This window comes from Bacillus sp. 275 (genome assembly GCF_001999205.1).
In the GTDB taxonomy this organism is placed as follows: domain Bacteria; phylum Bacillota; class Bacilli; order Bacillales; family Bacillaceae; genus Bacillus; species Bacillus velezensis.
In genome coordinates this window covers 852,159-878,231 of the sequence record NZ_CP019626.1, presented here as the reverse complement: position 1 = coordinate 878,231, position 26,073 = coordinate 852,159, and the positions used below count along the sequence as shown (strand labels likewise).

The window sequence follows — 26,073 nt, the reverse complement described above, 5'->3', positions numbered from 1 at the left end:
AAAGACCCAAGGTATATGGGGAGGATGTCCCCATATACCTTTCTTACTGATTACGTATAAAATTGTAAAAAACATGGAGGTGTTCACCTTGCTGAAATATATCGGTAAACGATTCATTTACATGATCATCACGCTGTTTGTGATTGTGACCGCCACATTCTTCTTAATGCAGGCAGCGCCGGGCGGACCATTTTCCGGCGAAAGAAAGCTGCCGCCTGAAATTGAGGCAAACTTAAACGAACACTATGGCTTGGACAAGCCTCTTTTCGTTCAATATGTCAGCTACTTAAAATCTGTGGCGATGTGGGACTTCGGACCTTCTTTTAAATATAAAGGCCAAAGTGTTAATGATTTAATCAATTCAGGCTTCCCCGTCTCATTCACTCTCGGTGCAGAAGCTATTCTCCTCGCTTTAGCGTTCGGTGTGCTTTTCGGGGTGCTTGCTGCCCTGTACCATAATAAATGGCAGGATTATACCATTGCGATTTTAACGATCTTTGGGATCTCAGTTCCGAGCTTTATATTGGCGACGATTTTGCAATATATTTTCTCAATTAAATTAGAACTGTTCCCGGTCGCAGGGTGGGAATCCTGGGCATACACCTTTCTGCCCTCTATTGCGCTCGCTTCCATGCCGATGGCGTTCATTGCCAGACTCTCCCGTTCAAGCATGATTGAAGTGTTAAACAGCGATTACATACGGACTGCAAAAGCTAAAGGACTTTCCCGTCCGTCAGTCACCGTGCGCCATGCGCTGCGAAACGCGCTTTTGCCGGTCGTGACATATATGGGGCCGATGGCGGCATCCATTTTAACGGGGAGTTTCATCATTGAATCCATTTTCGGAATTCCCGGTTTAGGCGCGCATTTTGTAAACAGCATTACAAACCGTGATTATACGGTCATTATGGGAGTTACCGTGTTCTTCAGCGTGCTCCTGCTTTTATGCGTATTAATTGTTGACGTGCTGTACGGATTAATCGATCCGAGAATCAAGCTTTCCAAAGCAAAGAAAGGAGCCTAGACCATGCAGAACATTCCTGAAAATATGTTTGAACCAGCTTCAGCTAATGCCGGCGATGCCGAAAAAATAAATAAAAAAAGCCTTTCCCTCTGGAAAGACGCCATGCTCCGCTTCCGCAGCAATAAGCTTGCGATGGTCGGATTCGTACTGATCGTTCTTATTATTCTGATGGCGATTTTTGCGCCTGTCTTTTCAAGGTATGATTATGCCACTACCAATCTATTAAATGCGGATAAAGCGCCGTCGAAAGATCATTGGTTCGGCACGGATGACCTTGGAAGGGATATATTCGTCCGGACATGGGTGGGCGCGCGGATTTCTATCTTTATCGGTGTCGCAGCTGCCGTGCTTGATTTATTAATCGGCGTAATCTGGGGCAGCATTTCCGGATTCCGCGGCGGACGCACAGATGAAGTGATGATGCGCATCGCCGACATTCTGTGGGCTGTTCCTTCATTATTAATGGTTATTTTGCTGATGGTTGTCCTGCCGAAAGGATTGCTGACCATTATCGTCGCCATGACGATCACGGGCTGGATCAATATGGCGAGGATCGTCCGCGGACAGGTGCTGCAATTAAAGAATCAGGAGTATGTGCTTGCTTCACAGACACTCGGCGCCAAAACCGGCCGGCTTTTGTTTAAGCATATCGTTCCGAACGCGATGGGCTCTATCCTCGTAACAATGACACTGACGGTTCCGACGGCGATTTTTACAGAAGCGTTTTTAAGTTATTTGGGCCTCGGCGTACCTGCGCCGCTTGCGAGCTGGGGAACGATGGCCTCAGACGGATTGCCTGCATTAACCTATTACCCTTGGCGTCTGTTCTTCCCTGCCGGCTTTATCTGCCTGGCGATGTTCGGCTTTAACGTTGTCGGCGACGGGTTAAGAGACGCGCTGGATCCTAAGTTACGCAAATAAGGAGTGATATGAGTGACACGTTTGCTAGAAGTAAAAGACTTAGCCATTTCATTTAAAACATACGGCGGAGAGGTACAGGCAATCCGCGGCGTGAATTTCCATTTGAATAAAGGAGAGACGCTGGCGATCGTGGGAGAGTCGGGTTCCGGAAAAAGTGTGACCTCCCAAGCGATTATGAAGCTGATCCCGATGCCGCCGGGCTACTTTAAAAGAGGACAGATTCTTTTTGACGGACGCGATATCGTGCCGATGTCTGAAAAAGAAATGCAGGCCATCAGAGGAAAGGACATCGGAATGATTTTCCAAGATCCGATGACCTCTCTGAACCCGACGATGAGAGTCGGCAAACAAATTACGGAAGTGCTTTTCAAACATGAAAAAATCTCAAGTGAAGCCGCGAAAAAGCGCGCCATAGAGCTGCTTGATCTCGTCGGGATTCCGATGCCCGAAAAACGGATCGGCCAATTCCCCCATGAATTTTCAGGCGGGATGAGACAGCGTGTCGTCATCGCGATGGCGCTTGCGGCAAATCCGAAACTGTTAATTGCCGATGAACCGACAACAGCTCTTGATGTGACGATTCAGGCACAAATCCTTGAGCTGATGAAAGATCTGCAAAAGAAAATTGATACGTCTATCATTTTTATCACGCATGATCTCGGCGTTGTCGCCAATGTCGCCGACCGGGTCGCTGTCATGTACGCGGGTCAGGTCGTCGAATCGGGCACGGTGGATGAAATCTTTTATGATCCGCGCCATCCGTATACGTGGGGGCTGCTTGCCTCAATGCCTAGCCTGGACAGCACCGATCAGGAAAAACTGACGGCTATCCCGGGCACGCCGCCTGATCTGACGAACCCTCCGAAAGGGGATGCATTTGCGCTCCGCAGCTCATATGCGATGAAAATTGACTTTGAACAGGAACCGCCGATGTATAAAGTGTCTGATACGCATTTTGTGAAATCGTGGCTTCTGCATCCTGATGCGCCTAAGGTCGAGCCGCCTGAAGCGGTGAAGGCTAAACTCCGTCAGCTTCCGAATACGTATCAGCATCCTGTTTTAATGAAGGAAGGTGAAAAAAATGACTGAGAAGCTTCTCGAAATCAAACACTTAAAACAGCATTTTTTCACGCAAAAAGGAACGGTAAAAGCCGTAGATGATTTGTCATTTGATATTTATAAAGGCGAAACGCTCGGCCTTGTCGGAGAATCGGGCTGCGGTAAATCAACGACGGGCCGCAGTATTATCCGGCTGTATGAGGCAACCGGCGGGGAAGTTCTCTTTAACGGGGAAAATGTCCACGGGAAAAAATCCCGAAAGAAACTGCTGGAGTTTAACCGGAAAATGCAGATGATTTTCCAGGATCCGTACGCATCTTTAAATCCGAGAATGACAGTCGCCGACATTATTGCCGAGGGAATAGATATTCACCGCCTGGCAAAAACGAAAAAAGAGCGGATGCAGCGGGTTCACGAACTGCTGGAAACGGTCGGTTTAAATAAAGAGCACGCCAACCGCTACCCGCATGAATTTTCGGGCGGACAGCGCCAGCGTATCGGAATCGCCAGAGCGCTGGCGGTTGATCCGGAGTTTATCATCGCGGACGAACCGATTTCGGCGCTTGATGTCTCGATTCAGGCGCAAGTCGTCAATTTAATGAAAGAATTGCAGAAAGAAAAAGGGCTCACTTACCTGTTTATCGCCCATGATTTATCAATGGTCAAATACATCAGCGACCGCATCGGCGTCATGTATTTCGGAAAATTGGTGGAGCTTGCGCCGGCGGATGAGCTTTACGAAAACCCGCTTCACCCATACACGAAATCATTGCTGTCCGCTATCCCGCTCCCTGATCCGGACTATGAAAGAAATCGCACGCGAAAGAAATACGATCCGTCCATTCATCAGCTGCAAGACGGAGAAAAGATGGAATTCAGAGAAGTGAAACCGGGACACTTTGTTATGTGCACTGAAGATGAATTTAAAACCTACCTATAAACGTATCATCCTCCAAGACTCAGTCTTGGAGGATTTTTTTTCGCACATTCAAGTTTATTAAGCCTGCTCCCGTTTTTCTATAATGGAAAAAAAGGGGGAGATCAGTATGAAAACCATTTTGTGCGCCATTTGTGCGGGACTGTTTATCAGTGCAGGTGCTTATCCGGCCCACGCCGCTGCGAAAGAGGAGCAGCCGCTTGTAAAAATAGCGCTGGCCGAAAAAGAACTGCCGAAATCAAATGCACGGTTCGCTTATCCGTCAGGGCTGCATTTTTCACATCCTGATAAGGTGCGGGGCATTTACGTCACAGGGCATTCAGCGGGAGGAAGCAAATTCGGGGAGCTGACAGACTTTGTGGACAAAACGGAGCTCAATACAATGGTGATTGATGTCAAGGATGACAACGGAAACCTCACCTTTAAGCCGGACGGCCATTCTGAGTATGCCAAAATCGCCAAGCCGTACATCAAAGACCCAAAAAAGATGATGAAAAAGCTGGAGGAAAAAAAGATCTATCCGATCGCGCGTATTGTCGTATTTAAAGACAGCGAACTCGCGAACAAAAAGCCGGAGTGGTCCTTTAAAGAAAAAAACGGAAGTGTCTGGAAAAACGGCCGCGGCGAATCGTTCGTCAATCCGTTTATGAAAGAAGTATGGGATTACAATGTAAAGATTGCAAAACAAGCCGTAAAGATGGGTTTTCAAGAAATTCAATTTGATTATGTCCGTTTTCCTGAAGGATTTGAAAAACGTGATGACGAACTGACATACGGACACGGCGATTACGGAAAAACAGCAGACAGCAATGTGCAAAAACGCGTTCACGCCGTCACCGATTTTGTCGGTTATGCGAAGAAAAAACTCAAGCCGTACGGCGCGGATGTGTCGGTTGATATTTTCGGCTATTCAGCCACGCTGCCGGAAGCGCCTGGGATCGGCCAGAATTTCAGCAAAATTTCAGAACAGGTCGATGTCATTTCATCCATGATTTATCCGAGCCATTGGACAAGCTATTTCGGCATTGATAAACCGGATCTTGAGCCTTACAAAGTCGTCAAAGAATACGCGAAGGTGGAACATAAAAAACTGTCTAAGCTGAAACACCCGCCTGTATCGCGTCCGTGGCTTCAGGACTTCACGGCATCATATCTCGGCAGCGGAAATTATCAAAAGTACGGAAAACGCCAGGTGGAAGACCAGGTTAAAGCGCTGCATGATGAAGGAATTGACGAATTTTTATTGTGGGACGCGGCAAACCGCTATACCAAAAACGTCGATTACACACCATTTTAAAAAAATTGAAACCATGTTAAAGGATCACACGTCTTAATAGATGTAAGATTGTTTAAACAATCGGAAATGGGGTATATCTAAAAGTGTGAAGACAACGAACCCATAAGGAGCAAATGAATGAACTGGTACGAAAAGCTGAGTGAATATTTTCCGATTGAAGAAATGAAATCAAAAGCGCATATGGAAGCTCTGTTAAAGGAGCAAAGCGATGTTTATCATAAAGAAGAGGGGCAGTACCACGTGCTGATGTATGCGGAATTTGACTCTTTCATCTTTATTGATTACCTGTTTGTGTCAAAGAAATCCAGAGGACAAGGCCTCGGAAGCAAGCTGATCGGCAGGCTGAAAAAGAAAAACAAGCCGATTCTGCTTGAGGTGGAGCCTGTTGACGAGGATGACACGGATACACAGAAACGCTTGCGTTTTTATCAAAGAGAGCATTTCAAGCACGCGCAGTCAATCGGGTATCGGCGCCGGTCATTGGCTACGAATGAAGTGAACAAAATGGAGATTCTGTACTGGTCACCTAAGACGGAATCAGAAGAAGAAATGTTCGAAGCGATGAAACAGACATATGAAAACATTCACACTTATAAAGATGAAAAATGGTACGGAGAATCATACGAAAAAACGGATGAAGTTCTCAAAGTCATTGATGAGAAAAAACGAAAAAACATTTTCGATCAGCTGAGCTAATTGAGAATGAGGAAACATCCGCCAGCCGTAAATTTGCCGGATTGACACATTTTTTTCTCAGGAGACTGTTCATACTTACTTTTTTATAGTATAATACCTATAAAGATTCCTTTTTTAAAGTTATTCCAATTTGAGAATACAACATGTTCATCCTACTAATTAGAGGAGTGAAGATTAATGGTTACATTATACACATCACCTAGCTGTACGTCATGCAGAAAAGCAAGAGCTTGGCTTGAAGAGCACGAGATTCCGTTTGTAGAGAGAAACATTTTCTCCGAGCCGTTATCAATTGATGAGATCAAGCAGATTCTGCGTATGACTGAAGACGGTACGGATGAAATTATCTCTACCCGTTCTAAAGTATTCCAGAAACTGAACGTAAATGTTGAATCTATGCCGCTTCAAGACTTATATACTTTGATCAATGAGCATCCGGGACTGCTCCGCCGTCCGATCATCATTGATGAAAAACGTCTGCAAGTCGGCTATAACGAAGATGAAATCAGACGATTCCTGCCAAGAAAAGTGCGTTCTTTCCAATTAAGAGAAGCACAGCGTCTTGCCAACTGATACAAGCTTACGATAAGCATGGAAAAAGCCCAAAACCATCGCGGTTTGGGCTTTTTGTTATTTTTCAGTCTGTTGGTAAATCATACTGGCGAGGATAACAAATACGACGGTCAAAATCGGCAGCGTCATTTGTATAATGCCGTGTTCTGCCATGAAAAATGACAGCTTGCTGTCTCCGGCAATCATTTCACCGCCGGTAAATGCGAGAAGACCGCTTCCGGCGTACATCAATAAAGGCATTTTGTCCATGGCGGCATGAACGAGCTTGCTGCCCCAAATGATAATCGGCACCGAGATGAAGAGACCGATCACTACAAGTGTCAGCTCACCGTGAGAAGCGCCGGCTACTGCGATGACATTGTCAAGCGACATAAAGATATCAGCCATAACGATTGTGCGGATGGCTTTCCAAAGAGAAGAACTGCTTTTCACATGCTGCGCATCTTTCTTCTCAATCAGAAGCTGATAGCCGAGATACAATAAAAATACCCCGCCTGCGCATTGTAAAAAAGGAACATTCAATAAATAGACCGCAGCGCTCGTCAGAACGATTCTCAAGACGACTGCGATAAACGTTCCGAAGATGATCGCTTGCTGTCTTTGTTTATGAGCCAGATTCCGGCTGGCCATCGCGATGACGACGGCATTGTCACCGCCGAGAATAAGGTCAATCCCGATAATAAGCAGAAGGGACAGCAGGTAATCGTGCGGCATGGTAACACCTCGCTTATAGATCGATTGCTTGTACAGCTAATATATGAGGCAGTGCGCTATTTATGATGGGAACCGGGAGAAAGCCTGTTTTTCGGTGTGAAAATGCTTTTTTATTTCTTTTATAACTGTTTTATCATAAAATAGAAATATAAAGAATTTGCGCTGTCCTCTATAAGGTTAAGATGTGGACGGAATGGGTAAAGTGTAGTAAAGTACTATTCATCGGGAGCTTAGATGTCCCTTCAACATCTTATAAAGAAGGGAAGGTTGGCAAAATGGAAATAGAAAGAATTAATGAGCATACTGTAAAATTTTATATGTCTTATGGTGATATTGAAGATCGCGGTTTTGACAGAGAAGAAATCTGGTACAATCGCGAGCGCAGTGAAGAACTGTTCTGGGAAGTCATGGATGAAGTGCATGATGAAGAGGAATTCGCTGTCGAGGGTCCTCTTTGGATTCAGGTTCAGGCATTGGACAAAGGACTGGAAATAATCGTAACAAAAGCCCAGCTTTCCAAGGACGGACAAAAACTCGAACTGCCGATCCCGGAAGATAAAAAACAAGAGCCGGCAGATGAAAATCTCGATGCTTTACTTGATGATTTCCAGAAAGAAGAGCAGGCCGAGAGCCGGGAAGATAAGGAGCAAAAGCTTCAGTTCACTTTGCGGTTCGATGATTTTGAGGATCTCATCTCGCTATCAAAATTGAATCTTAACGGAATCAAAACGACCCTGTATTCGTTTGAAGACCGATATTATTTATATGCAGATTTTTATGAGCAAACTGATGAAGAGGTTGAAAATCAGCTAAGCATCCTGTTGGAGTACGCGCACGAATCATCAGTCAGCATTCACCGTCTTGAAGAATACGGCAAATTGGTGATCGCTGATCATGCGTTATATACAATAAAAAAACACTTTGCATCATAACAAACCGATTTCTCTCAGCAGAAATCGGTTTTTTTTGTTCTGAATGACAGGATGAACGGCTGAAAACCGTATAACGGCTCTCATCCGCAAACAGGATTATATCTTCTTCCTGCTGAATACAACAAGATTCAGGAAAGGAGAAGATGCAACATGTTCAGTGCTGTGACTGCCGATGGACGGCTCATTCAGCTGACCGGAAGCTATTCAAAGGAAAAAGCGGCGGAGCTGAGAAAGAAACGCTGGTTCTGCCCCGTTTGCAAAAGTGAGCTTGATATCAAACTGGGGCGGGAGAAACTGCCGCACTTCGCTCATAAAAAAAGCAGGCTGTGTCCCGGGGAATCCGAACCTGAAAGCGAATACCATCTGGAGGGAAAAAGACAGCTTTTTCTCTGGCTGAAGACACAAGGGTGCAGCGTCAGCCTGGAACCGTATCTGACTTCCGCTGGACAGCGGCCTGACTTGACGGCGGAAAGCGGAGAAGAGAGGCTGGCTTTTGAATTTCAATGTGCGAACCTTTCGGCGGACTCTTTAAAGAGCCGGACGGCAGGCCTGAAAAACGCCGGGTACCGGCCGGTCTGGATCATCGGGGCAAAACGGTTAAAACGGATGGCCGCGCAATTTTTCCGGCTTTCTGCTTTTCACTGGCAGTTCTTTGAAGTCCATTCATTTTCCTCCTTACTGTTTTACTGCCCCGACGCCCGCTCCTTTTACAGGCTGCATTCCATCACTCCGTTTTACACCGGCTATTCTTATGCCGGCTTAACCACAATCCCTCTTCACAAAGCAAACCTGAAAGACATTTGTCATCCGGAAGGGCGGCACAGCGTCAGACTTCCCTCGTGGGGACGTGCCGTAGCCGGCTTCCGCAGCAAAAGCGGGCGGTTTTTATCTGAAGATGCCGGTCTTATCCGGCGTCTTTTTTACGAAAGACATCAGGTTGCATTTCCATTTCTCCCATCTGAAGTGTTTATTCCCGTTTCAGCGGGCTTTGTGTTTGCCAGTCCCGTTTTTGTGTGGCAGAGCCATTTATACTTGCGGCTTGCGGAACTTTCTAAAAAAGGCGCGCCGATCCGATTATCCGGCATGGTTCATGATTTGCGGCAAAAAATCAGGCGTAAGGAGATTCGGATGCGGTATGGTTCACAAGATAGCCTTATCAGAATGGCGGTAAAACAATATGCTGATTTCTTATGCTTGCAGGATTTTTTGAGGGAAATTGAGAATGAAGTATATATGCCCTCATCTCAACGGAAGCTCCCTCAAACGGCAGAAGAGCTGCGCCGGCGGGATCTGCTCTTTTTTTTGGGGAATGAGAATGCTTCATTTCGTTCACCCTAACGTCAAGGTGGTGGCGAATGTGAGGGGCGTACAAGCATTTTGTTTTCGTTTTTTCACTGTATTATTGGTATGCTCGGTCTTATATGCCGCATATGATTTGACAAAAGGCAGTGAAAAGCCGGAAGATAATCACAACACAAGTTTTTGGAGAAACAATCGTTTTTTCAATTGGCTTGAAGTAAAGAAAACGAGGGGGATCACCATGACTGAGGAAAATAAAGCAGCACAGCTGCCTGACAGAAGTGAAGTAAAGGCAGAGCATACATGGAGACTAGAGGATATTTTTCCTAGTGATGAGGCCTGGAATAAAGAATTTCAAGCAGTTAAAGAATTAATCCCGAATTTATCTTCTTTTAAAGGCACGCTTGCTCATTCGGCTGATAATTTATACGCGGCGCTTACGGCACAGGATGAAGTGACGAACCGTCTTGGCAAACTTTATGCATACGCGCATATGCGCTCAGACCAGGATACGGGAAATTCTTTCTACCAAGGGCTGAACGACAAAGCCGCAAGCCTGTATTCTCAGGCTGCCAGCGCGACTGCTTACATTGAACCGGAAATTCTGGCGATTCAGGAGGACAAGCTGCACCAGTTTATTCTGGAAAAAGAGGAGCTTAAACTTTACTCCCATGCAATTGAAGAAATTACAAAACAGCGTCCGCACGTGCTGAGCGAACAAGAAGAGGCCCTGCTTGCGGAAGCCTCAGAAGCGCTGTCGTCGCCTTCCAATACATTCAGTGTTTTAAATAACGCCGATATTACATTTCCGTCGATTAAAGATGAAAACGGCAAGGAAACTCAAATCACACACGGCAACTTTATTAATTTCCTGGAAAGCAGCAATCGTGAAGTCCGCAAAAACGCATTTGAAGCCGTATATAAAACATACGGACAGTATAAAAACACGATGGCGACTACACTCAGCGGCACTGTGAAAAAAGATAATTTTTACGCCCGTGTGAAAAAGTATAAATCAGCACGGGAAGCGGCTTTATCCAATAACAGCATCCCTGAAGAAGTTTACGATAACCTTATTAAAACGATCAATAAACATCTTCCGTTATTACACCGTTACATTGACCTGCGGAAAAAGGTTCTCGGCCTTGATGAAGTCCATATTTATGACCTTTACACACCGCTCGTAAAAGATTCGGGAATGAAGGTCACATATGAGGAAGCGAAAGATTATATGCTCAAAGGACTTGCTCCGCTGGGCGAGGAATACGCGTCTATTTTAAAAGAAGGACTTGAAAACCGCTGGGTCGATATATACGAAAATAAAGGAAAACGCAGCGGTGCTTATTCGTCCGGTACATACGGCACGAATCCGTACATCTTGATGAACTGGCATGACAATGTCAATAATCTGTTTACGCTCGTTCACGAGTTCGGCCATTCCGTGCACAGTTACTATACGAGAAAATATCAGCCGTATCCGTACGGTAACTACAGCATTTTTGTCGCTGAAGTCGCTTCAACGACTAATGAAGCGCTGCTCGGTGAATATATGCTGAACAGCTTAAAGGATGAAAAACAGCGTCTGTACCTGCTCAACCATATGCTTGAAGGATTCAGAGGCACAGTGTTCAGACAGACGATGTTCGCTGAATTTGAGCATCTGATTCATACGAAAGCACAGGAAGGCGAGCCGCTAACGCCTGAACTGCTGAACGAACTTTATTATGATCTGAATAAAAAGTATTTCGGTGACAACATGGTGATTGATAAAGAAATCAGTCTGGAATGGTCAAGAATTCCGCATTTCTATTACAATTATTATGTGTATCAATATGCGACAGGCTACAGTGCGGCCCAAGCGCTGAGCAGCCAGATCTTAAAAGAAGGCAAGCCTGCGGTGGAGCGCTATACCGAATTCTTAAAAGCGGGAAGCTCGGAATATCCGATCGACATACTGAAAAAAGCGGGAGTTGATATGACATCGCCTGAACCGATCGAGGCGGCCTGCAAAATGTTTGAAGAGAAACTGAACGAAATGGAAGAGCTTCTTTCGAAAGTGAACCCTTCGTAATTCAAAAAAGCCTGTGCATTAGATGCGCAGGCTTTTTCTAAAATCCCTTAAACGTTTTTCGGTGATTCAGCCGGTACAAGGCAAACAATATGGAAAGAAACAGCAGGGGAGATGTAATGTAAATCGGCAGCATGTGCATCATGGCCAGCAGATTTAAAAAGAAGAAAAACACAATCATTCCGATGATCAATACGGTGCGGAGCATTGATTTCCCTCCTTGTTTTTCATTGATATATTCTATGAAAACAAGCAGTCAGTTATGTTTTGTGACAAAAATATGAACATTAATCTTATGGCTTGTCAAAACTCGACAAGATTTGATATGATAAGGATGTGAAATTGATCACAAACAAACATTACCCCTTTGTTTGACCGTGAAAAATTTCTCCCATCCCCTTTGTTGTCGTTAAGACATATGAAACCGCGCTTATCCCGGCGCGGTTTCTTTATTTGCACAAAAAAAGCCGGCTCCGTAAGGAATCAGCTTTTTTTAATGATCACAACAGGTGACATCCTCCTGGGTGCCGGTCAGAGACTTCCAAAACAGACCGTGCTTTGCTTCCACTCTGGCGACCTTTTTGGCGAATGCCAGTTTTTTCATTTCTTTTTCAACTTCTTCTAGACTCAAATCATAAACGAGTGCGATTTCTTTCGATGCGACAAACCGGAAATATTCAATGAAACATTCCAAAGGCGGCGTTTCAGAAGGCTTCGGTTCATCCCCGAGCATTTCGAATAAGATCTCTTCGTATACGTCATAAGAATAGTTGCCGGGAACCTTCAGCCCTTCATCATCATGCAGGCTGTTAAAGAACGTCAATGTCGGGTTGACGGTGACGTCCATTTCCGCCGCGATTTTCATATCGCACTGAAGCGCTTTTACCGCGCTTTGCGAATGGAGGTCGCGCTTGAATTCTTCAACATCCAATTTCGTCTTTTCGGCAATTTCTAAAAGAACGTCTTCATCCGTAATATTCTGCTTGGAGACAAACAGGCTTTCCTGCATGCTGCGGAGAAACAGAATGCCCGCTTTTCTTCCCTGCAGTTCGGCCGCTTTTAAAGCGAGTGCGGCAAGGTAGGGCGATGAAAGAGGCTGATCCTGCTCAAGCCAAAGGCTTCCGTCACAGGGCATCCCGGAACGGTTCGCAATTTTTTCCCAAGCTTCGGCAAGAAGGTGTTTTTTCCGCTTTTGCTTATTCAGCGATGTAATGCTCGCGGAAACAATGATCCGCAGCGTAAAAAAACGTCCGTATTTGATTTTTAATTTTTTTATGGCGGGCTCCAGCGACCAGCATTCAGGACATAAAGGGTCGACAAACATGTAAATTTCGAGCGGTTTTTTTGGATGTCCGTGGCAATGGGCGAAGTATTGCTCATGCTGATAATTCGTCAATATGATCGATCCTCCGCTTCTGACTGGTTTACCATATGCCTGGCCGTCAGTTCCAGACGCCCGTACAGAAATTCACGAATATCGCCCTCCAGCCCGACCTGATCCATCGCTTTGCTCATACAGCTTAGCCACGCATCAGCCCTCTCGTCCGTAATCGGAAAGGGGAGATGCCTTGCCCTGAGCATGGGGTGTCCGTGCTCTTCAGTATAAAGAGGAGGTCCGCCCAAATACTGGGTTAAAAATTGCTTTTGTTTTCTGGCCGTTTCAGTCAAATCACTTGGAAATATCGGCTTCAGCAAGGGATGAGACGAGACACGCTCATAAAAAGTATCAACAAGTTGCGATAGAAGTTCCTCTCCAATCGCTTCATATGGTGCGTTAAACGATTGTCCCATGTTGACTACTCCTTTATATGGCTAATAGGAATCATAATTCCCATTGCGAATTTATCTTTCAGTTTTACTATCTTCAGTTACTGTATATTTTAGCAATAACATTTTATTTCTACAAACAAAGTGCCTTTCTGTCAGGCGCTTGTATTTCATATCATATCACATCGCCTTCATTCATGTGTAAGATTTCACTCCGCAAAAAAACCAGAGGGCGAAGGAAGCCTCTCTGGTTTACGCGTAATACTGTTTGGTTATGTTTTTGACATATTGCTGTGTTTCCTTAAACGGCGGAATGCCTCCGTACCGATCTACGTTGCCGGGGCCTGCGTTGTAGGCGGCTAACGCCAGAGATACATTTCCGTCGTATTTCGTGAGCATCTGCTTTAAGTACTTTGTGCCGCCCTCAGCGTTCTGGACGGGATCAAGCGGGTTTGACACCCCGAGTGATTCTGCCGTGGAAGGCATGAGCTGCATCAGTCCCATTGCCCCCGCACCGCTGACCGCTTTCGGATTAAAGCCTGATTCCTGTTTAATAACCGCGCGGATCAGCTTTTCGTCCACTCCGTATTTTTCGGCTGCTTTCTGAATGGCGCTGTCTATTGAAAAGTTTCCGGTGCTGATATCAGAAGCCGCATCCGCAGACTTTATGCCCGGGGAAGCGGTCTGTGAAGCAGCCGCGGAGCCGGATGAAACGGGAATTCTCGGTGAATATGAAGCGTGAGCGGTCCGCACACCGTTTAAAATTCCTGATTCCGGCTGCTGCCGGACGGCTGTGTCCGTATACTGGCTGAGAAGCGCGCTGAAATTGGCAAGCGGGCTTTCTGAAGATTGTCCGCCTGAAGCCGTGCTTGTATGAGAGATTGATTGCAGCGCCATTGATTGCAGCTGGAGAAGGGCCGCCCAATTCGTGATATTCACTGTGTCATTCCACCTTTTTTTGTTTCTGTTCATAAAAACGCTGGATTTTATTTTTCGTGATCCGCTCTGGGATGCCGAATTGCTTGAGCAATTGTTCAAACGCCCGTTTTCCTTCATCCCAGTCAGCAGCTTCGAATTCCAATTCAAAGTCTTCTTTCTCTAAATATCGGCTGTGATCTAAAATGATTAAGCCTTTTTCTGATTCTTTTTCCGCGCGTGCGGTCGACAGCGTTCCGAAATAGCAAATGTGTTCTGAGTTGATTCCGAGACCTTCCAGCTGACGTTTGACGGGGCCATCCGGAATCTTGAAGACGTCAAGATCAAATGCCGCAAGCTCTTGGTGCGTTTCCAGCAGACCGACCGCGGCAGGCTCTTTTAAAGTCAGAACGAACGCGCCGTCTTTTTCTCGGATGCGGAGTGCTGATTTTTTTTGTTTCAGGGAAAAATCTTTCGTGTCGAAATAATGATTGACCTGCTGTTTAAAATCATGTTCTTTCATGCAGAGTGCTTCACTCAGCTTCAGAAATTCTGATTTTGTCAGCAGGTTTTTGAATTCAATTTCTATTTCTTGGGTCATGACAGTCTTCCTTTCAGGACGAAAAATTGTATAATTCCCATTATCTCTTTAGAGGTTACGTTTATCAATATCGACCTTGATATGATAAAATAAATGCTGTACTTTGTTAAAAAAGGAGAACATTATGCAAAAGAGAATTGAAATCCAAAATGCATCATTAACAGAAGACGCGCTCCGCTTGAAGTGCGGAGAGGACTTAAGCGGAGCGGAACGCAAAGCCTCAGGTCAAATGCTTGTTGATTCCGATCACTTTGCTTTTGTATACATACTTGAATCAGCTGACTCTTTTGAATATGTCATTATAAAAGAACATATCTGGCCGGATCTGAAAGAAGCCTTAGACCAAAGAAAACCGGCGGTCCTTGAGGCCGGCGGAAAAACGGTTGAACTTTCAGGGCTGCATGAAGAACTCGATTATCTTCTTGAAAATATTAAAGATAATGCAAACTACGGAGATATGGAAGAAAAAGTGAAAAACGTATTTCTTTAGAACAGGTTCGGAATTGGGGGATGTACGATGGATGACAAACAATGGGAGCAATTTCTAGCGCCATACCGCCAGGCTGTTGAAGAATTAAAGGTGAAGCTGAAAGGCGTCAGAACCCTTTATGAGTATGAAGATGACCACTCACCGATTGAGTTTGTGACAGGCCGCGTGAAGCCGGTGGCGAGCATACTTGAAAAAGCGAGACGAAAAAGCATACCGCTTCATCAGATTGAAACGATGCAGGATATCGCGGGGCTGCGTATTATGTGCCAATTTGTAGATGATATCCAGATCGTCAAAAATATGCTGTTTGCCAGAAAAGATTTTACCGTTGTGGATAAGCGGGATTACATAGCAGAGCATAAGGAAAGCGGATATCGGTCTTACCACCTTGTCGTTTTATATCCTTTACAAACAACGTCCGGAGAAAAGCACGTTCTTGTGGAAATACAGATTCGGACGCTTGCCATGAACTTTTGGGCAACCATTGAGCATTCACTGAATTACAAATACAGCGGGAACATTCCCGAAAAAGTAAAGCTGAGGCTGCAGCGGGCCTCAGAAGCCGCATCCCGGCTCGATGAAGAAATGTCAGAAATCCGCGGAGAAATCCAGGAAGCCCAAGCGGCGTTCTCGCGAAAGAAAAAAGCGGGAGACCGCCAGTAGGAAAGGAGGGGAATGGCATGAAATTTGCCGTTTCTTCAAAAGGAGACGAGGTTTCAGATACACTGAAAAGCAAAATACAGGCGTATTTACTCGATTTTGATATGACCTTGGATGAAAAAGAGCCGGAAATCGTTATTTCCGTCGGCGGTGACGGAACGCTTCTTTACGCATTTCACAGGTACAGCGACCGTCTTGATAAAACGGCTTTTGTCGGAGTTCACACGGGGCATTTGGGTTTTTATGCCGATTGGGTTCCGCAGGAGATAGAAAAGCTCGTTCTGGCCATTGCCAAAACGCCGTATCATACCGTGGAGTATCCCCTTCTTGAGGTGATTGTCACTTATCATGATGAAGAGCGTGAGGAGCGGTATCTGGCTTTGAACGAATGTACGATCAAAAGCATAGAAGGCAGTCTCGTCGCTGACGTGGAAATTAAAGGCCAGCTGTTTGAAACGTTCAGGGGAGACGGTTTATGTCTGTCCACGCCTTCCGGAAGCACGGCTTATAATAAGGCGTTAGGCGGCGCGATCATCCACCCTTCCATCAGGGCGATTCAGCTTGCTGAAATGGCATCCATCAACAACAGAGTGTTCAGGACTGTCGGCTCGCCGCTTTTGCTTCCCGATCATCATAACTGTGTCATCAAACCGAGAAACGACGTCGACTTTCAAGTCACAATTGATCATTTAACCTTGCTGCATAAGGATGTCAAGTCCATTCTATGCCGTGTGGCAAATGAAAAAGTCAGATTTGCAAGATTCCGTCCTTTTCCGTTTTGGAAAAGGGTGCAGGACTCCTTTATCGGAAAAGGCGAATAGAAAGAGGAAACGGATTGGACAACTTTTTTATTCAAATGAACATGACTGCCCGGGAAGCCGGCATGACGGTAAAAGAATATACGGCGCAGCTCGGCATTTCAAAGCGGCTTCTCGCTGACATTAAATTCGGCGGGGGAGACCTGCTTGTGAACGGAGAGCATGTAACCGTCCGCGCCGTGTTAGCGGAAGGAGACGTGCTTAAGATTGAATTTCCGAAGGAGCATGTGAGTGAAACGCTTTTGCCTGAGCCGGTTCCTCTTGATATTCTTTATGAAGATGACCATGTGCTTGTGATCAATAAACAGCCGTATGTCTCCTCAATTCCATCAAGAGAACACCCGTCGGAGAGCATCGCTAACGGAGTGATCAGCCACTACCGAAAAAGCGGCGTGCAATCAACGGTTCATCTTGTCACCCGCCTTGACAGGGATACATCGGGGGCGATGCTGATCGCCAAACATCGGCTTTCCCATTCTCTTTTGTCGGCAGCGCAGAAAAAGGGGCTTGTCAGCAGGCGGTATCTCGCTGTCGTACACGGGATTATGCTGCAGAAGGAAGGAACGGTGGACGCGCCCATCGGAAGAAAACACGACAGTATTATTGAGCGGATGGTAACGCCGGAGGGACAACGAGCGGTGACGCATTTTCAAACGGAAAAAGCGGGACATGCGTTTACGCTTGCAGCCCTGCGGCTGGAAACGGGGCGGACGCATCAAATCCGGGTGCACATGAGCTACCTCGGCCACCCGTTAGTCGGTGATACACTGTACGGCGGAAAAAATGAGGGAATTGCGCGGCAGGCTCTTCACAGTGAGCGGCTTTCATTCGTACACCCCATGACCGGAAAAACGCTCGTTTTTCACGCTCCGGTGCCTGACGATATGAAAACATTAATTGAACACATGTAAAGCCCGAACCGTTTGCCGGTTTCGGGCTTTTTTTCATGCCTGCCTTCCGTGATCCTCGCGAAATCGTGAAGCATCATAGGGCATTGAGCTTTCCACAGAGACGGTTTCATGCTCCGGAAAGCGAAAGCCTGTCAGTTGATTGCCGAAGACGCATCCTGTATCAATGTTGATTGTACGGTTGACGATCCGGGGGCGTTTTACAGGGGTATGGCCGTAAACAATCCATGCCTTGCCTTCATAAGCGGCGGCCCAGTCTCTTCTGACGGGTCTGCCGTCGGGATACGTTTCACCCGTGATATCGCCGTACAGAACAAATTCTTTTACCTTACGCGAGTATTTACCGATATCGTCAGCTTTTATGCCGGCGTGAGCGACGACGAGATCGCCATTATGTAAAATGTCATAAAGCGGCGCTGACTCATATAAGCGGATAAATTGTCTGGAGACTTCCGTTCTGTCGGCGGGAGACAGCTCTTTCAGTTCGGCTGCCGTCGTTTCCAGTCCGTGCATCACTTTTACGGGGTTTCCTTTTAAGTAACGATACAGTTTGTTGCAATGATTTCCCGGGACATAACGGACGGCTCCTTTTTCATATGCTTTTGCCACAAAACGCATCACTTCTACGGATTTTGGGCCTCTGTCCGTTAAATCCCCCGCAAAGACAAGCGTCCTGCCTTCAGAATGGACGGGCGTTCCGTCTTTCACTTCATATCCGAGCTTTTGCATTAACGCGATCATTTCGTCATAACATCCGTGTATATCGCTGATGATGTCGTAAGCCATTCGTGTCAGCCTCCTTATTAACGGTTTTTTATTTATTATGGGGCTAATTCCTATACCTAATTACGCTGTTTTTGCACAAATTAAAAAAAGAATTGAAGAAATAAAGCCTTATCACTTTTTTTTCGCGTTCAGCCTTGTTAGAATATGCGTTATGTTTTTAAAAAAAAGTAAGGTTTCGCCCGCTTTAAGCGGGCTTTTATAACCCTTGTTTTAAGGAGGTATTTACGAATGGAACACACATCAGTCGCATCTTTAGTCGTCGTTCTGATCGTCGCTTTTTTGACGCCGCTCCTTTTACATCGGTTTAAGCTTAGCATCCCCGTCGTCGTCGCGGAGATCATCATGGGGCTTATTATCGGAAAAAGCGGCCTGAATCTTGTCGTTCAGGGAGACACGTGGCTGGAGACGCTGTCTGTTCTCGGCTTTATCTTTTTAATGTTTTTAAGCGGTTTGGAAATTGATTTTTCTTCATTTGAGAAAGGGAAGAAAAAACAATTCCTTCCGAACGGCAAGGAAGCGCCCAACACGTTTTCTGCCGCACTGATTATCTTTTTCGGCATCTTTATTTTATCATTGCTGCTGTCCTATGCCTTTGTATTAGCCGGTTTTATTCAAAACGCATTTTTAATGACGCTTATTATTTCGACGATATCACTCGGTGTGGTGGTCCCGACTTTAAAGGAAGAACGGATCATGAACTCCAATATCGGCCAGATCATCCTGCTTGTCGCCGTTATCGCGGACTTGGCTACGATGATTCTGCTCGCTTTCTTCTCTTCTCTTTACGGAGAAGACAGCGGAAATATGTGGCTTCTGTTGATTCTCTTTGCCGCGGGGGTCGTGCTGTATTTCTTCGGCAGGATCTTTAAACACCGTTCATTTGTGCAGTCGATGTCTAAAGGCACCGTGCAGATCGGCACGAGAGCCATTTTCACACTGATTATCGTGCTTGTCGCTTTATCGGAATCTCTCGGGGCGGAAAATATTCTCGGCGCGTTTTTGGCAGGCGTTCTGGTATCGCTTCTGTCTCCGAATAAAGAAATGGTGGAACAGCTGGATTCCTTCGGCTACGGGTTTTTAATTCCGATCTTTTTCGTCATGGTCGGGGTGAAATTGGACATTTGGACGCTCTTCCAAGATCCGAAAACATTAACGATGATTCCGCTGCTTCTGCTTGCGCTGTTTATCAGCAAAATGTTCCCGGTGTTTTATTTAAAGAAATGGTATGACAAAAGAACCGTGTTTGCTTCGGGCTTTTTGCTGACGTCCACGCTGTCGCTTGTTATCGCGGCGGCTACGATCGGAGAAAGGCTCCACATTATCAGCGCCAATATGTCCGGCGCGCTGACTTTAGTTGCGGTTATTGCCAGCATCATCACGCCGATCGGCTTTAAGAAATTATACAAACGGCAAAGTGCGCCGCAGGAAAAAAAGCGCATTACATTTATCGGTGCCAACCAAATGACGCTTCCGGTTACGCTGGAATTGCCTGAGGAGGAATATGAAGTACGGGTCGTCCATGTGTATCAGGAAAATGCCGGGGAAACGCTTGCGGAATCCGTTTTTTCGGTTGACACGATTTCTGATTACGAGCCCGGAACGCTTGAGTCGCACGGTATTTTCAAAACGGATATTCTTGTCGTGGCGACGGGAAATGAAGATGTGAACGCCGAAATCGCCTTAATAGCGAAAGAGAAAGGGACTGAGCGTATCATCGCAAGCGTCGGCTCGGTTGAGCATGAAACAAAACTGAAAGAAGAGGGCATCAGTATTTTTTCTATCCTTCTGTCTACAAAGACGCTCTTGCGCGCATTAATTGAGGCGCCGGGCGTGATGAGCCTCCTGACGAATGAGGAGTCTTCGTTATATCAGATCAATCTGGAAAACCCGGCGTATAACGGCATCATTCTGCGGGAATTTCCGCTGATGGGCGATGTGATTTTCGTCCGGATTTTCAGAGGTGTGGACAGCATCGTTCCGCACGGAGACACGCGGCTGAAAACAGGAGACCGTCTCATCGTCACGGGCTCGCGCAACTACGTGTCGGAACTGAGAAAAATCCTTGAAGCTTGACCAAATTGCAATTCGTGATAATATAGAAGGCATAACAAATAAATCATTAATCGTATGACCACTAGGGGTGTCCTTCATAAGGGCTGAGATAAAAGTGAGACTTTTAGACCCTCATAACTTGAACAGGTTCAGACCTGCGTAGGGAAGTGGAGCGGTATTTTTTTGGGGTTCCTTTTATCCATTTAAATTCCAAACCACTTTTCCGATGCGGGAAAGTGGTTTTTTTATTTTATCAGGGGGGAAGACATGATGACATTTTCTGAAGAATGCAGACAGGCGGCTGCCGAATGGTGGGACGGAAGTTTTGTTCATCCGTTTGTAACGGGAATCGGTGACGGAAGCCTGCCGATAGACCGTTTCAGCTATTACGTGCTGCAAGATTCCTACTATTTGACGCATTTTGCAAAAGTTCAGGCGTTCGGCGCCGCATATGCCGAAGACTTGTTTACGACGGGCAGGATGGCGGGCCACGCTCAAGGGACATATGAAGCGGAAATGGCGCTGCACCGCGAGTTTACGGAGCTTTTAGGGATTACGGAAGAAGAGCGTGCGGCATTTAAACCGGCACCGACCGCCTATTCTTATACGTCTCATATGTACAGATCGGTGATGAGCGGCAATTTTGGAGAAATATTAGCTGCGCTTCTGCCCTGTTATTGGCTTTATTATGAAGTCGGCGAACACTTAAAGGAGTGCAAACCGGAGCATCCGATTTATGAAAAATGGATCGGTACATACGGCGGAGACTGGTTCAGACAGCAGGTCGAAGAACAGATCAGCCGTTTTGACGAGATTGCTGAAAACAGCACAGAGGACATCCGCGCGAAAATGAAAGAGAATTTTGTGATTTCAAGCTATTATGAATATCAATTTTGGGGAATGGCCTATCAAAAAGAAGGCTGGTCCGAGAAGGGCGGAAAAGAGGTGGAATCTTTTGGAGCTGCACGCGGTAACTGATAATCGCAAACCCGTTGCCGAGCTGGCCGAGGATATTCTTTCGATTCAGCGCGAAGTAAGCTTTATCCATATCCGTGAGCGGGATAAAACAGCGGGAGAGATCATGCAGCTTTTGTCCCTTTTGAAAAAGGGCGGTGCGGATAAGGACAAATTGATCATCAATGACAGGGCGGATATCGCGCTTTTTGCCAATATACACCGTGTTCAGCTTCCGTCCCGCAGCTTTTCCGTAAAGCAGGTGCGAAGCAGATTTCCCCATCTTCATATCGGACGTTCGGTTCATTCGCTGGAAGAAGCCATCCAAGCTGAAAAGGAAGATGCGGATTATGTGGTGTTCGGCCATATATTTGAAACCGAATGTAAACAAGGACTTGAAGCAAGAGGCATCAGCCTGCTTTCAGAGATCAAACGCACGCTTTCCATCCCCGTTATCGCAATCGGCGGAATGACACTGCAGACGATCGGACACACAAAGCAGGCGAAGCCGGACGGAATTGCCGTCATGTCAGGCATTTTCTCAGCTGAAAATCCTGAGGAGGCGGCAAAACGGTATGCACGCGCGGTAAGGGAGGCCGATTATGAAGAAGCACTATGATACGGCGGTGATCGGCGGCGGAATTATCGGGTGCGCCATTTCTTATGAGCTGGCGAAGACGCAGCAGAACGTTGTCTTGTTTGAAGCCGGGGAAGTCGGCCGAAAAACGACAAGCGCTGCCGCGGGAATGCTGGGCGCTCATGCGGAATGTGAAAACCGGGATGCGTTTTTTGATTTTGCCATGCACAGTCAAAGGCTGTATGAAGCGGCGGGGCAAGAGCTTGAGGAAGCTTGCGGCATTGACATCAGGCGCCATAACGGCGGAATGCTTAAACTGGCGTATACCGAAGAAGATATCGCCCGTCTGCGGAAGATGGATGATCTGCCTTCCGTCACTTGGCTTTCAGCGGAAGATGCCCTTGAAAAAGAGCCTTACGCTTCAAAAGACATTCTCGGCGCAAGTTTTATAAAAGACGATGTCCATGTCGAGCCGTACTATGTCTGCAAAGCGTATGCAAAAGGAGCGCGGCGCTATGGCGCTGATATATATGAGCATACACAAGTCACCTCCGTAAAACGGGTGAACGGAGAATATTGCATCACAACATACGGCGGGGATGTTTATGCTGACAAAGTTGCAGTTGCAAGCGGTGTATGGAGCGGCCGGTTTTTCAGCCAGCTCGGCTTGGGACAGCCTTTTTTTCCTGTGAAAGGAGAATGCCTTTCCGTGTGGAATGACGATATCCCGCTGATCAAAACCCTTTATCATGATCATTGTTATGTCGTCCCGAGAAAAAGCGGCCGGCTTGTCATCGGCGCCACGATGAAACAGGGCGACTGGAGCGATACGCCTGACATCGGAGGAATTGAGGCCGTCATTGCAAAAGCGAAAACCATGCTTCCCGCCATCGAACATATGAAAATAGACCGGTTTTGGGCGGGGCTCAGGCCGGGAACAAGAGACGGAAAGCCGTTTATCGGGCGGCATCCTGAAGACAGCGGCATCATCTTCGCCGCCGGCCATTTTCGGAACGGCATCCTGTTGGCGCCGGCAACGGCTGAAATGGTGCGGGATATGATCCTGGAAAGACAGATTAAACAGGAATGGGAAGAAGCGTTTCGAATTGATCGCAAGGAGGCTGTTCATATATGATCCTTCAGCTGAACGGAAAACAAATTGATTGGAATCGAAATGAGGGGACGGTTCAGGATTTGCTTGAATCATACCAGCTTGATCAAAGAATCGTAGTTGTGGAGAGAAATAAAGAAATCATTGAAAAAAAGAATTATGAAAATACGAGTTTGTGTGACCGCGATGTCATAGAAATTGTCCATTTTGTAGGAGGCGGATGAGGATGTTAACAATAGGCGGAAAACAGTTTCAGTCAAGATTGCTGTTAGGAACGGGAAAATATCCGAGTTTTGAGATTCAGAAAGAGGCGGTGGCCGTCTCGGAATCAGATATTTTAACCTTTGCGGTGCGGAGGATGAACATCTTTGAAGAGTCTCAGCCTAACTTTCTCGAACAGCTTGATTTGTCTAAATACACGCTTCTGCCGAATACGGCCGGCGCCGCAACGGCTGAAGAGGCGGTCAGAATCGCAAGGCTTGCCAAAGCTTCAGGGCTTTGTGACATGATAAAAGTAGAAGTCATCGGATGCAGCCGGTCACTTTTGCCAGATCCGGTTGAAACGCTGAAAGCATCAGAACAGCTGCTCGAAGAGGGATTTATCGTGCTTCCGTATACGTCAGATGATGTCGTGCTCGCAAGACGTCTTGAGGAGCTCGGGGTGCATGCCATTATGCCGGGTGCTTCGCCGATCGGTTCCGGTCAGGGAATTTTAAATCCGCTGAATCTATCCTTTATCATTGAACAGGCGAAGGTGCCGGTCATTGTCGATGCCGGCGTCGGATCTTCAAAAGACGCCGCCTACGCGATGGAGCTCGGGGCTGACGGTGTGCTGTTAAATACCGCTGTGTCAGGCGCTGATGATCCGGTCAAGATGGCCCGGGCGATGAAGCTTGCCGTAGAAGCGGGCCGCCTTTCTTATGAAGCCGGGAGAATTCCGGTGAAAGATTACGGAACTGCAAGCAGTCCGCGAGACGGTCTTCCGGTATGACGGACAGATATTCCAGACAGGAGCTGTTTCAGCCGATCGGTCCCTCCGGCCAAGAGAAGCTCCGGTCGTCTCATGCCGTGATTATCGGCGCGGGTGCGCTTGGGACGGCAAGTGCGGAGATGCTTGTCAGAGCAGGGGTCGGGAAGGTAACGATCGCTGACAGAGATTATGTGGAGTGGAGTAATCTCCAGCGCCAGCAGCTTTATACCGAAGACGATGTCAGACAGGAAATGCCGAAAGCCGCGGCGGCTGAAAAACGGCTTCGATCCATAAATAGTGATGTAGAGGTCGAGGGATTTGTCATGGATGTCACTGCGGAAAACGCACCCGGATTGATTCGTGGCGCCTCCCTCATCGTGGATGCCGCCGACAACTTTGAAACAAGACTGATTGTGAATGATGCGGCTGTGCAGAAAGGGATTCCCTTTCTGTACGGCGCCTGTGTCGGCAGCTACGGGCTCTCTTTTACCGTCATTCCCGGTGTAACGCCGTGCCTTCATTGTCTGCTTGAGACATTGCCTTTAGGCGGTATGACATGCGATACGGCGGGAATCATCAGCCCGGCTGTATTGCAGACGGCCGTTTTTCAGGCAGCAGATGCGCTGAAGCTGTTAACGGGCGGATCTATCGAGCATGTTCTCCGTTCCTTTGATTTATGGAAAAATGAACGGTCAGAAATAAACGTCGCCCGTCTTAAGTCGGCTGATTGCCCAAGCTGCGGCACAAACGATTATCCGTTTTTATCCTATGAAAATCAGACAAAAGCGGCGGTTCTGTGCGGGCGGAACACGGTGCAGATCAGAGCGGGGATCTCTGAACAGTTTGATCTGCAAAAACTTGCGGGACAGCTCAGACGGACAGGGATTGATGTTTCAGCCAACCCGTATTTAATTTCGTTTTGCAAAGACAATTTCAAGATGGTACTGTTTCGTGACGGCAGAGCATTAATACACGGCACAAGTGATATCAGCAGAGCGAAATCCTTTTATCATAAATGGATCGGATAATGCGAAAGGAGAGAAAAACATCATGAGCATATGCAAAGCATTGACGATTGCCGGATCAGATTCAGGAGGCGGCGCCGGTATACAGGCGGATCTCAAAACCTTTCAGGAGCTCGGCGTTTTCGGGATGTCAGCCATTACAGCGGTCACCGCCCAGAACACTTTGGGCGTTCACGGCATTTATCCGCTCACCCGGGAAGCGCTGGGCAGCCAGATTGACGCGGTGGCGGAAGATTTGCGGCCTGACGCTGTAAAAACGGGAATGCTGTGGAGCGCGGAAATGATTGCGGAAATTGCGGAAAAAACGGATCAGTACGGGCTTGATCATGTCATCACCGACCCCGTCATGATTGCCAAAGGAGGCGCTTCCCTGCTGCGTGAGGAATCTCAGGCCGCGTTAAAAGAGCTGTTAATTCCGCGCAGCTATGCGGTGACGCCGAATGTTCCGGAAGCTGAGGTATTGACGGGAATGGAAATCCGCACGTTTGAGGACCGGAAAAAAGCGGCCGAACGCCTTTGCAAGCTTGGTGCAAAGCATGCCATCATAAAAGGCGGACACCAGCCTGAACAGGGGAGGATCGTTGATTTATTATTTGACGGTTCGTCTTTTACCCAAATCAGCCACGCTTATATTGACACCAAACACACCCACGGAACAGGCTGCACGTTCGCAGCCGCGCTGACGGCGGAAACGGCAAAGGGGAAAAACATTCAGACCGCGTTTGAGACAGCCGTCAATTTTGTGCGGGAAGCCGTGGAACATACGCTCGGCATTGGAGAGGGACACGGCCCGACCAATCATTTTGCCTTTAAAAAGAACAGTCTGCAGACGAGATAAAAAAGAGACCGCTTCAACATCCGCGGTCTTTTTCCCATGCTTTCAATCTGGACAAGGTTATGATATGATAAAAATTAAGAT

General features: G+C 46.9%; 29 protein-coding genes and 1 riboswitch. Of the genes, 22 read left to right on the top strand and 7 right to left on the bottom strand.

Annotated elements, in window-relative coordinates:
- Positions 1–88: 88 nt before the first annotated feature.
- The 7 genes from BZ167_RS03850 (at position 89) to spx (ending at position 6,507) form a co-directional block, all read left to right on the top strand.
- On the top strand, positions 89–1,024 hold the full coding sequence (locus BZ167_RS03850; protein ID WP_003155043.1) for an ABC transporter permease: 936 nt from the start codon (positions 89–91) through the stop codon (positions 1,022–1,024).
- A 3-nt stretch (positions 1,025–1,027) separates the two neighbouring features.
- The gene (oppC, locus tag BZ167_RS03845; protein ID WP_033574516.1) at positions 1,028–1,945 is read left to right on the top strand and encodes an oligopeptide ABC transporter permease OppC; all 918 of its coding nucleotides are present in this window, start codon (positions 1,028–1,030) and stop codon (positions 1,943–1,945) included.
- Between the two features lie 12 nt (positions 1,946–1,957).
- Positions 1,958–3,034 carry an ABC transporter ATP-binding protein gene (locus BZ167_RS03840; RefSeq protein WP_015417211.1) on the top strand — a complete coding sequence of 359 codons (1,077 nt, stop codon included), beginning with the start codon at positions 1,958–1,960 and terminating at the stop codon, positions 3,032–3,034.
- Positions 3,027–3,944 carry an oligopeptide ABC transporter ATP-binding protein OppF gene (gene oppF / locus BZ167_RS03835; RefSeq protein ID WP_012117283.1) on the top strand — a complete coding sequence of 306 codons (918 nt, stop codon included), beginning with the start codon at positions 3,027–3,029 and terminating at the stop codon, positions 3,942–3,944. The genes BZ167_RS03840 and oppF overlap by 8 nt, the downstream gene beginning before the upstream one ends.
- Before the next feature lie 106 nt (positions 3,945–4,050).
- A complete protein-coding gene (locus BZ167_RS03830) occupies positions 4,051–5,238 on the top strand; it encodes a putative glycoside hydrolase (protein ID WP_076982893.1) in 1,188 nt (395 codons plus the stop codon).
- Between the two features lie 117 nt (positions 5,239–5,355).
- Entirely contained in the window at positions 5,356–5,934 is a 579-nt protein-coding gene (locus BZ167_RS03825; protein ID WP_007409110.1) for a GNAT family N-acetyltransferase, read from the top strand.
- Positions 5,935–6,111: 177 nt separating this feature from the next.
- A complete protein-coding gene (spx, locus tag BZ167_RS03820) occupies positions 6,112–6,507 on the top strand; it encodes a transcriptional regulator Spx (protein ID WP_003155034.1) in 396 nt (131 codons plus the stop codon).
- Between the two features lie 57 nt (positions 6,508–6,564).
- Here the strand turns inward: spx and BZ167_RS03815 are convergent, their stop codons facing one another.
- Entirely contained in the window at positions 6,565–7,221 is a 657-nt protein-coding gene (locus tag BZ167_RS03815; protein ID WP_007409109.1) for a TerC family protein, read from the bottom strand.
- A 275-nt stretch (positions 7,222–7,496) separates the two neighbouring features.
- On the opposite strand from BZ167_RS03815, the gene mecA reads away from it, so the two are divergent.
- The 3 genes from mecA to pepF all read left to right on the top strand — a co-directional run bounded on the left by mecA (position 7,497) and on the right by pepF (position 11,523).
- Positions 7,497–8,153 carry an adaptor protein MecA gene (gene mecA, locus BZ167_RS03810; RefSeq protein ID WP_003155032.1) on the top strand — a complete coding sequence of 219 codons (657 nt, stop codon included), beginning with the start codon at positions 7,497–7,499 and terminating at the stop codon, positions 8,151–8,153.
- Between the two features lie 150 nt (positions 8,154–8,303).
- Positions 8,304–9,491 (top strand): competence protein CoiA family protein, encoded by a 1,188-nt coding sequence (locus BZ167_RS03805; protein WP_015417214.1) that lies wholly within the window; start codon positions 8,304–8,306, stop codon positions 9,489–9,491.
- 202 nt (positions 9,492–9,693) lie between these two features.
- On the top strand, positions 9,694–11,523 hold the full coding sequence (gene pepF, locus BZ167_RS03800; RefSeq protein WP_007409107.1) for an oligoendopeptidase F: 1,830 nt from the start codon (positions 9,694–9,696) through the stop codon (positions 11,521–11,523).
- 37 nt (positions 11,524–11,560) lie between these two features.
- Here pepF and BZ167_RS20300 read toward each other — a convergent pair whose 3' ends face one another.
- The 5 genes from BZ167_RS20300 to BZ167_RS03780 all read right to left on the bottom strand — a co-directional run bounded on the left by BZ167_RS20300 (position 11,561) and on the right by BZ167_RS03780 (position 14,803).
- Positions 11,561–11,728 (bottom strand): hypothetical protein, encoded by a 168-nt coding sequence (locus tag BZ167_RS20300; RefSeq protein WP_003155026.1) that lies wholly within the window; start codon positions 11,726–11,728, stop codon positions 11,561–11,563.
- Between the two features lie 285 nt (positions 11,729–12,013).
- Positions 12,014–12,916, bottom strand: a complete 903-nt coding sequence (gene spxH, locus BZ167_RS03795; protein WP_039251990.1) for a protease adaptor protein SpxH — start codon at positions 12,914–12,916, stop codon at positions 12,014–12,016.
- A complete protein-coding gene (locus BZ167_RS03790; RefSeq protein WP_003155023.1) occupies positions 12,913–13,311 on the bottom strand; it encodes a globin domain-containing protein in 399 nt (132 codons plus the stop codon). The genes spxH and BZ167_RS03790 overlap by 4 nt, the downstream gene beginning before the upstream one ends.
- A 228-nt stretch (positions 13,312–13,539) precedes the next feature.
- Positions 13,540–14,226 (bottom strand): lytic transglycosylase domain-containing protein, encoded by a 687-nt coding sequence (locus BZ167_RS03785; RefSeq protein ID WP_061861355.1) that lies wholly within the window; start codon positions 14,224–14,226, stop codon positions 13,540–13,542.
- Positions 14,227–14,230: 4 nt separating this feature from the next.
- Positions 14,231–14,803 (bottom strand): CYTH domain-containing protein, encoded by a 573-nt coding sequence (locus BZ167_RS03780; RefSeq protein WP_007409104.1) that lies wholly within the window; start codon positions 14,801–14,803, stop codon positions 14,231–14,233.
- Between the two features lie 124 nt (positions 14,804–14,927).
- On the opposite strand from BZ167_RS03780, the gene BZ167_RS03775 reads away from it, so the two are divergent.
- From BZ167_RS03775 to BZ167_RS03760, 4 genes are read left to right on the top strand one after another with little or no spacing between them, the layout of a single operon-like run.
- Positions 14,928–15,293, top strand: coding sequence for a UPF0738 family protein (locus tag BZ167_RS03775; RefSeq protein ID WP_012117290.1), 366 nt, complete (start codon positions 14,928–14,930; stop codon positions 15,291–15,293).
- A 27-nt stretch (positions 15,294–15,320) separates the two neighbouring features.
- Positions 15,321–15,956 carry a GTP diphosphokinase gene (gene yjbM, locus BZ167_RS03770; protein ID WP_003155019.1) on the top strand — a complete coding sequence of 212 codons (636 nt, stop codon included), beginning with the start codon at positions 15,321–15,323 and terminating at the stop codon, positions 15,954–15,956.
- Positions 15,957–15,973: 17 nt separating this feature from the next.
- Positions 15,974–16,774, top strand: a complete 801-nt coding sequence (locus BZ167_RS03765) for an NAD kinase (RefSeq protein ID WP_003155018.1) — start codon at positions 15,974–15,976, stop codon at positions 16,772–16,774.
- A 14-nt stretch (positions 16,775–16,788) separates the two neighbouring features.
- A complete protein-coding gene (locus BZ167_RS03760) occupies positions 16,789–17,682 on the top strand; it encodes an RluA family pseudouridine synthase (protein ID WP_060675054.1) in 894 nt (297 codons plus the stop codon).
- A gap of 33 nt (positions 17,683–17,715) precedes the next feature.
- Here BZ167_RS03760 and prpE read toward each other — a convergent pair whose 3' ends face one another.
- Complete coding sequence (gene prpE, locus BZ167_RS03755) at positions 17,716–18,465, bottom strand: bis(5'-nucleosyl)-tetraphosphatase PrpE (protein WP_007409101.1); 750 nt, start codon at positions 18,463–18,465, stop codon at positions 17,716–17,718.
- Between the two features lie 228 nt (positions 18,466–18,693).
- On the opposite strand from prpE, the gene BZ167_RS03745 reads away from it, so the two are divergent.
- The 8 genes from BZ167_RS03745 (at position 18,694) to thiD (ending at position 25,992) form a co-directional block, all read left to right on the top strand.
- Complete coding sequence (locus tag BZ167_RS03745; RefSeq protein ID WP_007610641.1) at positions 18,694–20,538, top strand: monovalent cation:proton antiporter family protein; 1,845 nt, start codon at positions 18,694–18,696, stop codon at positions 20,536–20,538.
- A 53-nt stretch (positions 20,539–20,591) separates the two neighbouring features.
- A riboswitch (TPP riboswitch) is annotated at positions 20,592–20,700 on the top strand.
- A gap of 87 nt (positions 20,701–20,787) precedes the next feature.
- The gene (tenA, locus tag BZ167_RS03740; RefSeq protein WP_015417218.1) at positions 20,788–21,495 is read left to right on the top strand and encodes a thiaminase II; all 708 of its coding nucleotides are present in this window, start codon (positions 20,788–20,790) and stop codon (positions 21,493–21,495) included.
- Positions 21,473–22,090, top strand: coding sequence for a thiazole tautomerase TenI (tenI, locus tag BZ167_RS03735; protein WP_003155010.1), 618 nt, complete (start codon positions 21,473–21,475; stop codon positions 22,088–22,090). The genes tenA and tenI overlap by 23 nt, the downstream gene beginning before the upstream one ends.
- Entirely contained in the window at positions 22,074–23,183 is a 1,110-nt protein-coding gene (gene thiO / locus BZ167_RS03730) for a glycine oxidase ThiO (RefSeq protein ID WP_060675056.1), read from the top strand. Before tenI ends, thiO begins: the two co-directional genes overlap by 17 nt.
- Positions 23,180–23,383: a sulfur carrier protein ThiS gene (gene thiS / locus BZ167_RS03725; RefSeq protein WP_007409096.1), complete on the top strand. Its 204-nt coding sequence runs from the start codon at positions 23,180–23,182 to the stop codon at positions 23,381–23,383. The genes thiO and thiS overlap by 4 nt, the downstream gene beginning before the upstream one ends.
- A complete protein-coding gene (gene thiG, locus BZ167_RS03720; RefSeq protein ID WP_007610655.1) occupies positions 23,380–24,150 on the top strand; it encodes a thiazole synthase in 771 nt (256 codons plus the stop codon). The genes thiS and thiG overlap by 4 nt, the downstream gene beginning before the upstream one ends.
- The gene (gene thiF, locus BZ167_RS03715) at positions 24,147–25,157 is read left to right on the top strand and encodes a thiazole biosynthesis adenylyltransferase ThiF (RefSeq protein WP_060675058.1); all 1,011 of its coding nucleotides are present in this window, start codon (positions 24,147–24,149) and stop codon (positions 25,155–25,157) included. Before thiG ends, thiF begins: the two co-directional genes overlap by 4 nt.
- 22 nt (positions 25,158–25,179) lie before the next feature.
- A complete protein-coding gene (gene thiD, locus BZ167_RS03710; RefSeq protein WP_061861359.1) occupies positions 25,180–25,992 on the top strand; it encodes a bifunctional hydroxymethylpyrimidine kinase/phosphomethylpyrimidine kinase in 813 nt (270 codons plus the stop codon).
- Positions 25,993–26,073 lie beyond the last annotated feature (81 nt).

Excerpts from the sequence above, each read along its gene's own strand:
- oppC (WP_033574516.1), top strand. The coding sequence starts at position 1,028 with ATGCAGAACATTCCTGAAAATATGTTTGAACCAGCTTCAGCTAATGCC.
- oppF (WP_012117283.1), top strand. The coding sequence starts at position 3,027 with ATGACTGAGAAGCTTCTCGAAATCAAACACTTAAAACAGCATTTTTTC.
- BZ167_RS03830 (WP_076982893.1), top strand. The coding sequence starts at position 4,051 with ATGAAAACCATTTTGTGCGCCATTTGTGCGGGACTGTTTATCAGTGCA.
- BZ167_RS03825 (WP_007409110.1), top strand. The coding sequence starts at position 5,356 with ATGAACTGGTACGAAAAGCTGAGTGAATATTTTCCGATTGAAGAAATG.
- spx (WP_003155034.1), top strand. The coding sequence starts at position 6,112 with ATGGTTACATTATACACATCACCTAGCTGTACGTCATGCAGAAAAGCA.
- BZ167_RS03815 (WP_007409109.1), bottom strand. The coding sequence starts at position 7,221 with ATGCCGCACGATTACCTGCTGTCCCTTCTGCTTATTATCGGGATTGAC.
- mecA (WP_003155032.1), top strand. The coding sequence starts at position 7,497 with ATGGAAATAGAAAGAATTAATGAGCATACTGTAAAATTTTATATGTCT.
- BZ167_RS03805 (WP_015417214.1), top strand. The coding sequence starts at position 8,304 with ATGTTCAGTGCTGTGACTGCCGATGGACGGCTCATTCAGCTGACCGGA.
- pepF (WP_007409107.1), top strand. The coding sequence starts at position 9,694 with ATGACTGAGGAAAATAAAGCAGCACAGCTGCCTGACAGAAGTGAAGTA.
- BZ167_RS20300 (WP_003155026.1), bottom strand. The coding sequence starts at position 11,728 with ATGCTCCGCACCGTATTGATCATCGGAATGATTGTGTTTTTCTTCTTT.
- BZ167_RS03790 (WP_003155023.1), bottom strand. The coding sequence starts at position 13,311 with ATGGGACAATCGTTTAACGCACCATATGAAGCGATTGGAGAGGAACTT.
- BZ167_RS03780 (WP_007409104.1), bottom strand. The coding sequence starts at position 14,803 with ATGACCCAAGAAATAGAAATTGAATTCAAAAACCTGCTGACAAAATCA.
- BZ167_RS03775 (WP_012117290.1), top strand. The coding sequence starts at position 14,928 with ATGCAAAAGAGAATTGAAATCCAAAATGCATCATTAACAGAAGACGCG.
- yjbM (WP_003155019.1), top strand. The coding sequence starts at position 15,321 with ATGGATGACAAACAATGGGAGCAATTTCTAGCGCCATACCGCCAGGCT.
- BZ167_RS03765 (WP_003155018.1), top strand. The coding sequence starts at position 15,974 with ATGAAATTTGCCGTTTCTTCAAAAGGAGACGAGGTTTCAGATACACTG.
- prpE (WP_007409101.1), bottom strand. The coding sequence starts at position 18,465 with ATGGCTTACGACATCATCAGCGATATACACGGATGTTATGACGAAATG.
- BZ167_RS03745 (WP_007610641.1), top strand. The coding sequence starts at position 18,694 with ATGGAACACACATCAGTCGCATCTTTAGTCGTCGTTCTGATCGTCGCT.
- tenA (WP_015417218.1), top strand. The coding sequence starts at position 20,788 with ATGACATTTTCTGAAGAATGCAGACAGGCGGCTGCCGAATGGTGGGAC.
- thiO (WP_060675056.1), top strand. The coding sequence starts at position 22,074 with ATGAAGAAGCACTATGATACGGCGGTGATCGGCGGCGGAATTATCGGG.
- thiS (WP_007409096.1), top strand. The coding sequence starts at position 23,180 with ATGATCCTTCAGCTGAACGGAAAACAAATTGATTGGAATCGAAATGAG.
- thiG (WP_007610655.1), top strand. The coding sequence starts at position 23,380 with ATGAGGATGTTAACAATAGGCGGAAAACAGTTTCAGTCAAGATTGCTG.
- thiF (WP_060675058.1), top strand. The coding sequence starts at position 24,147 with ATGACGGACAGATATTCCAGACAGGAGCTGTTTCAGCCGATCGGTCCC.
- thiD (WP_061861359.1), top strand. The coding sequence starts at position 25,180 with ATGAGCATATGCAAAGCATTGACGATTGCCGGATCAGATTCAGGAGGC.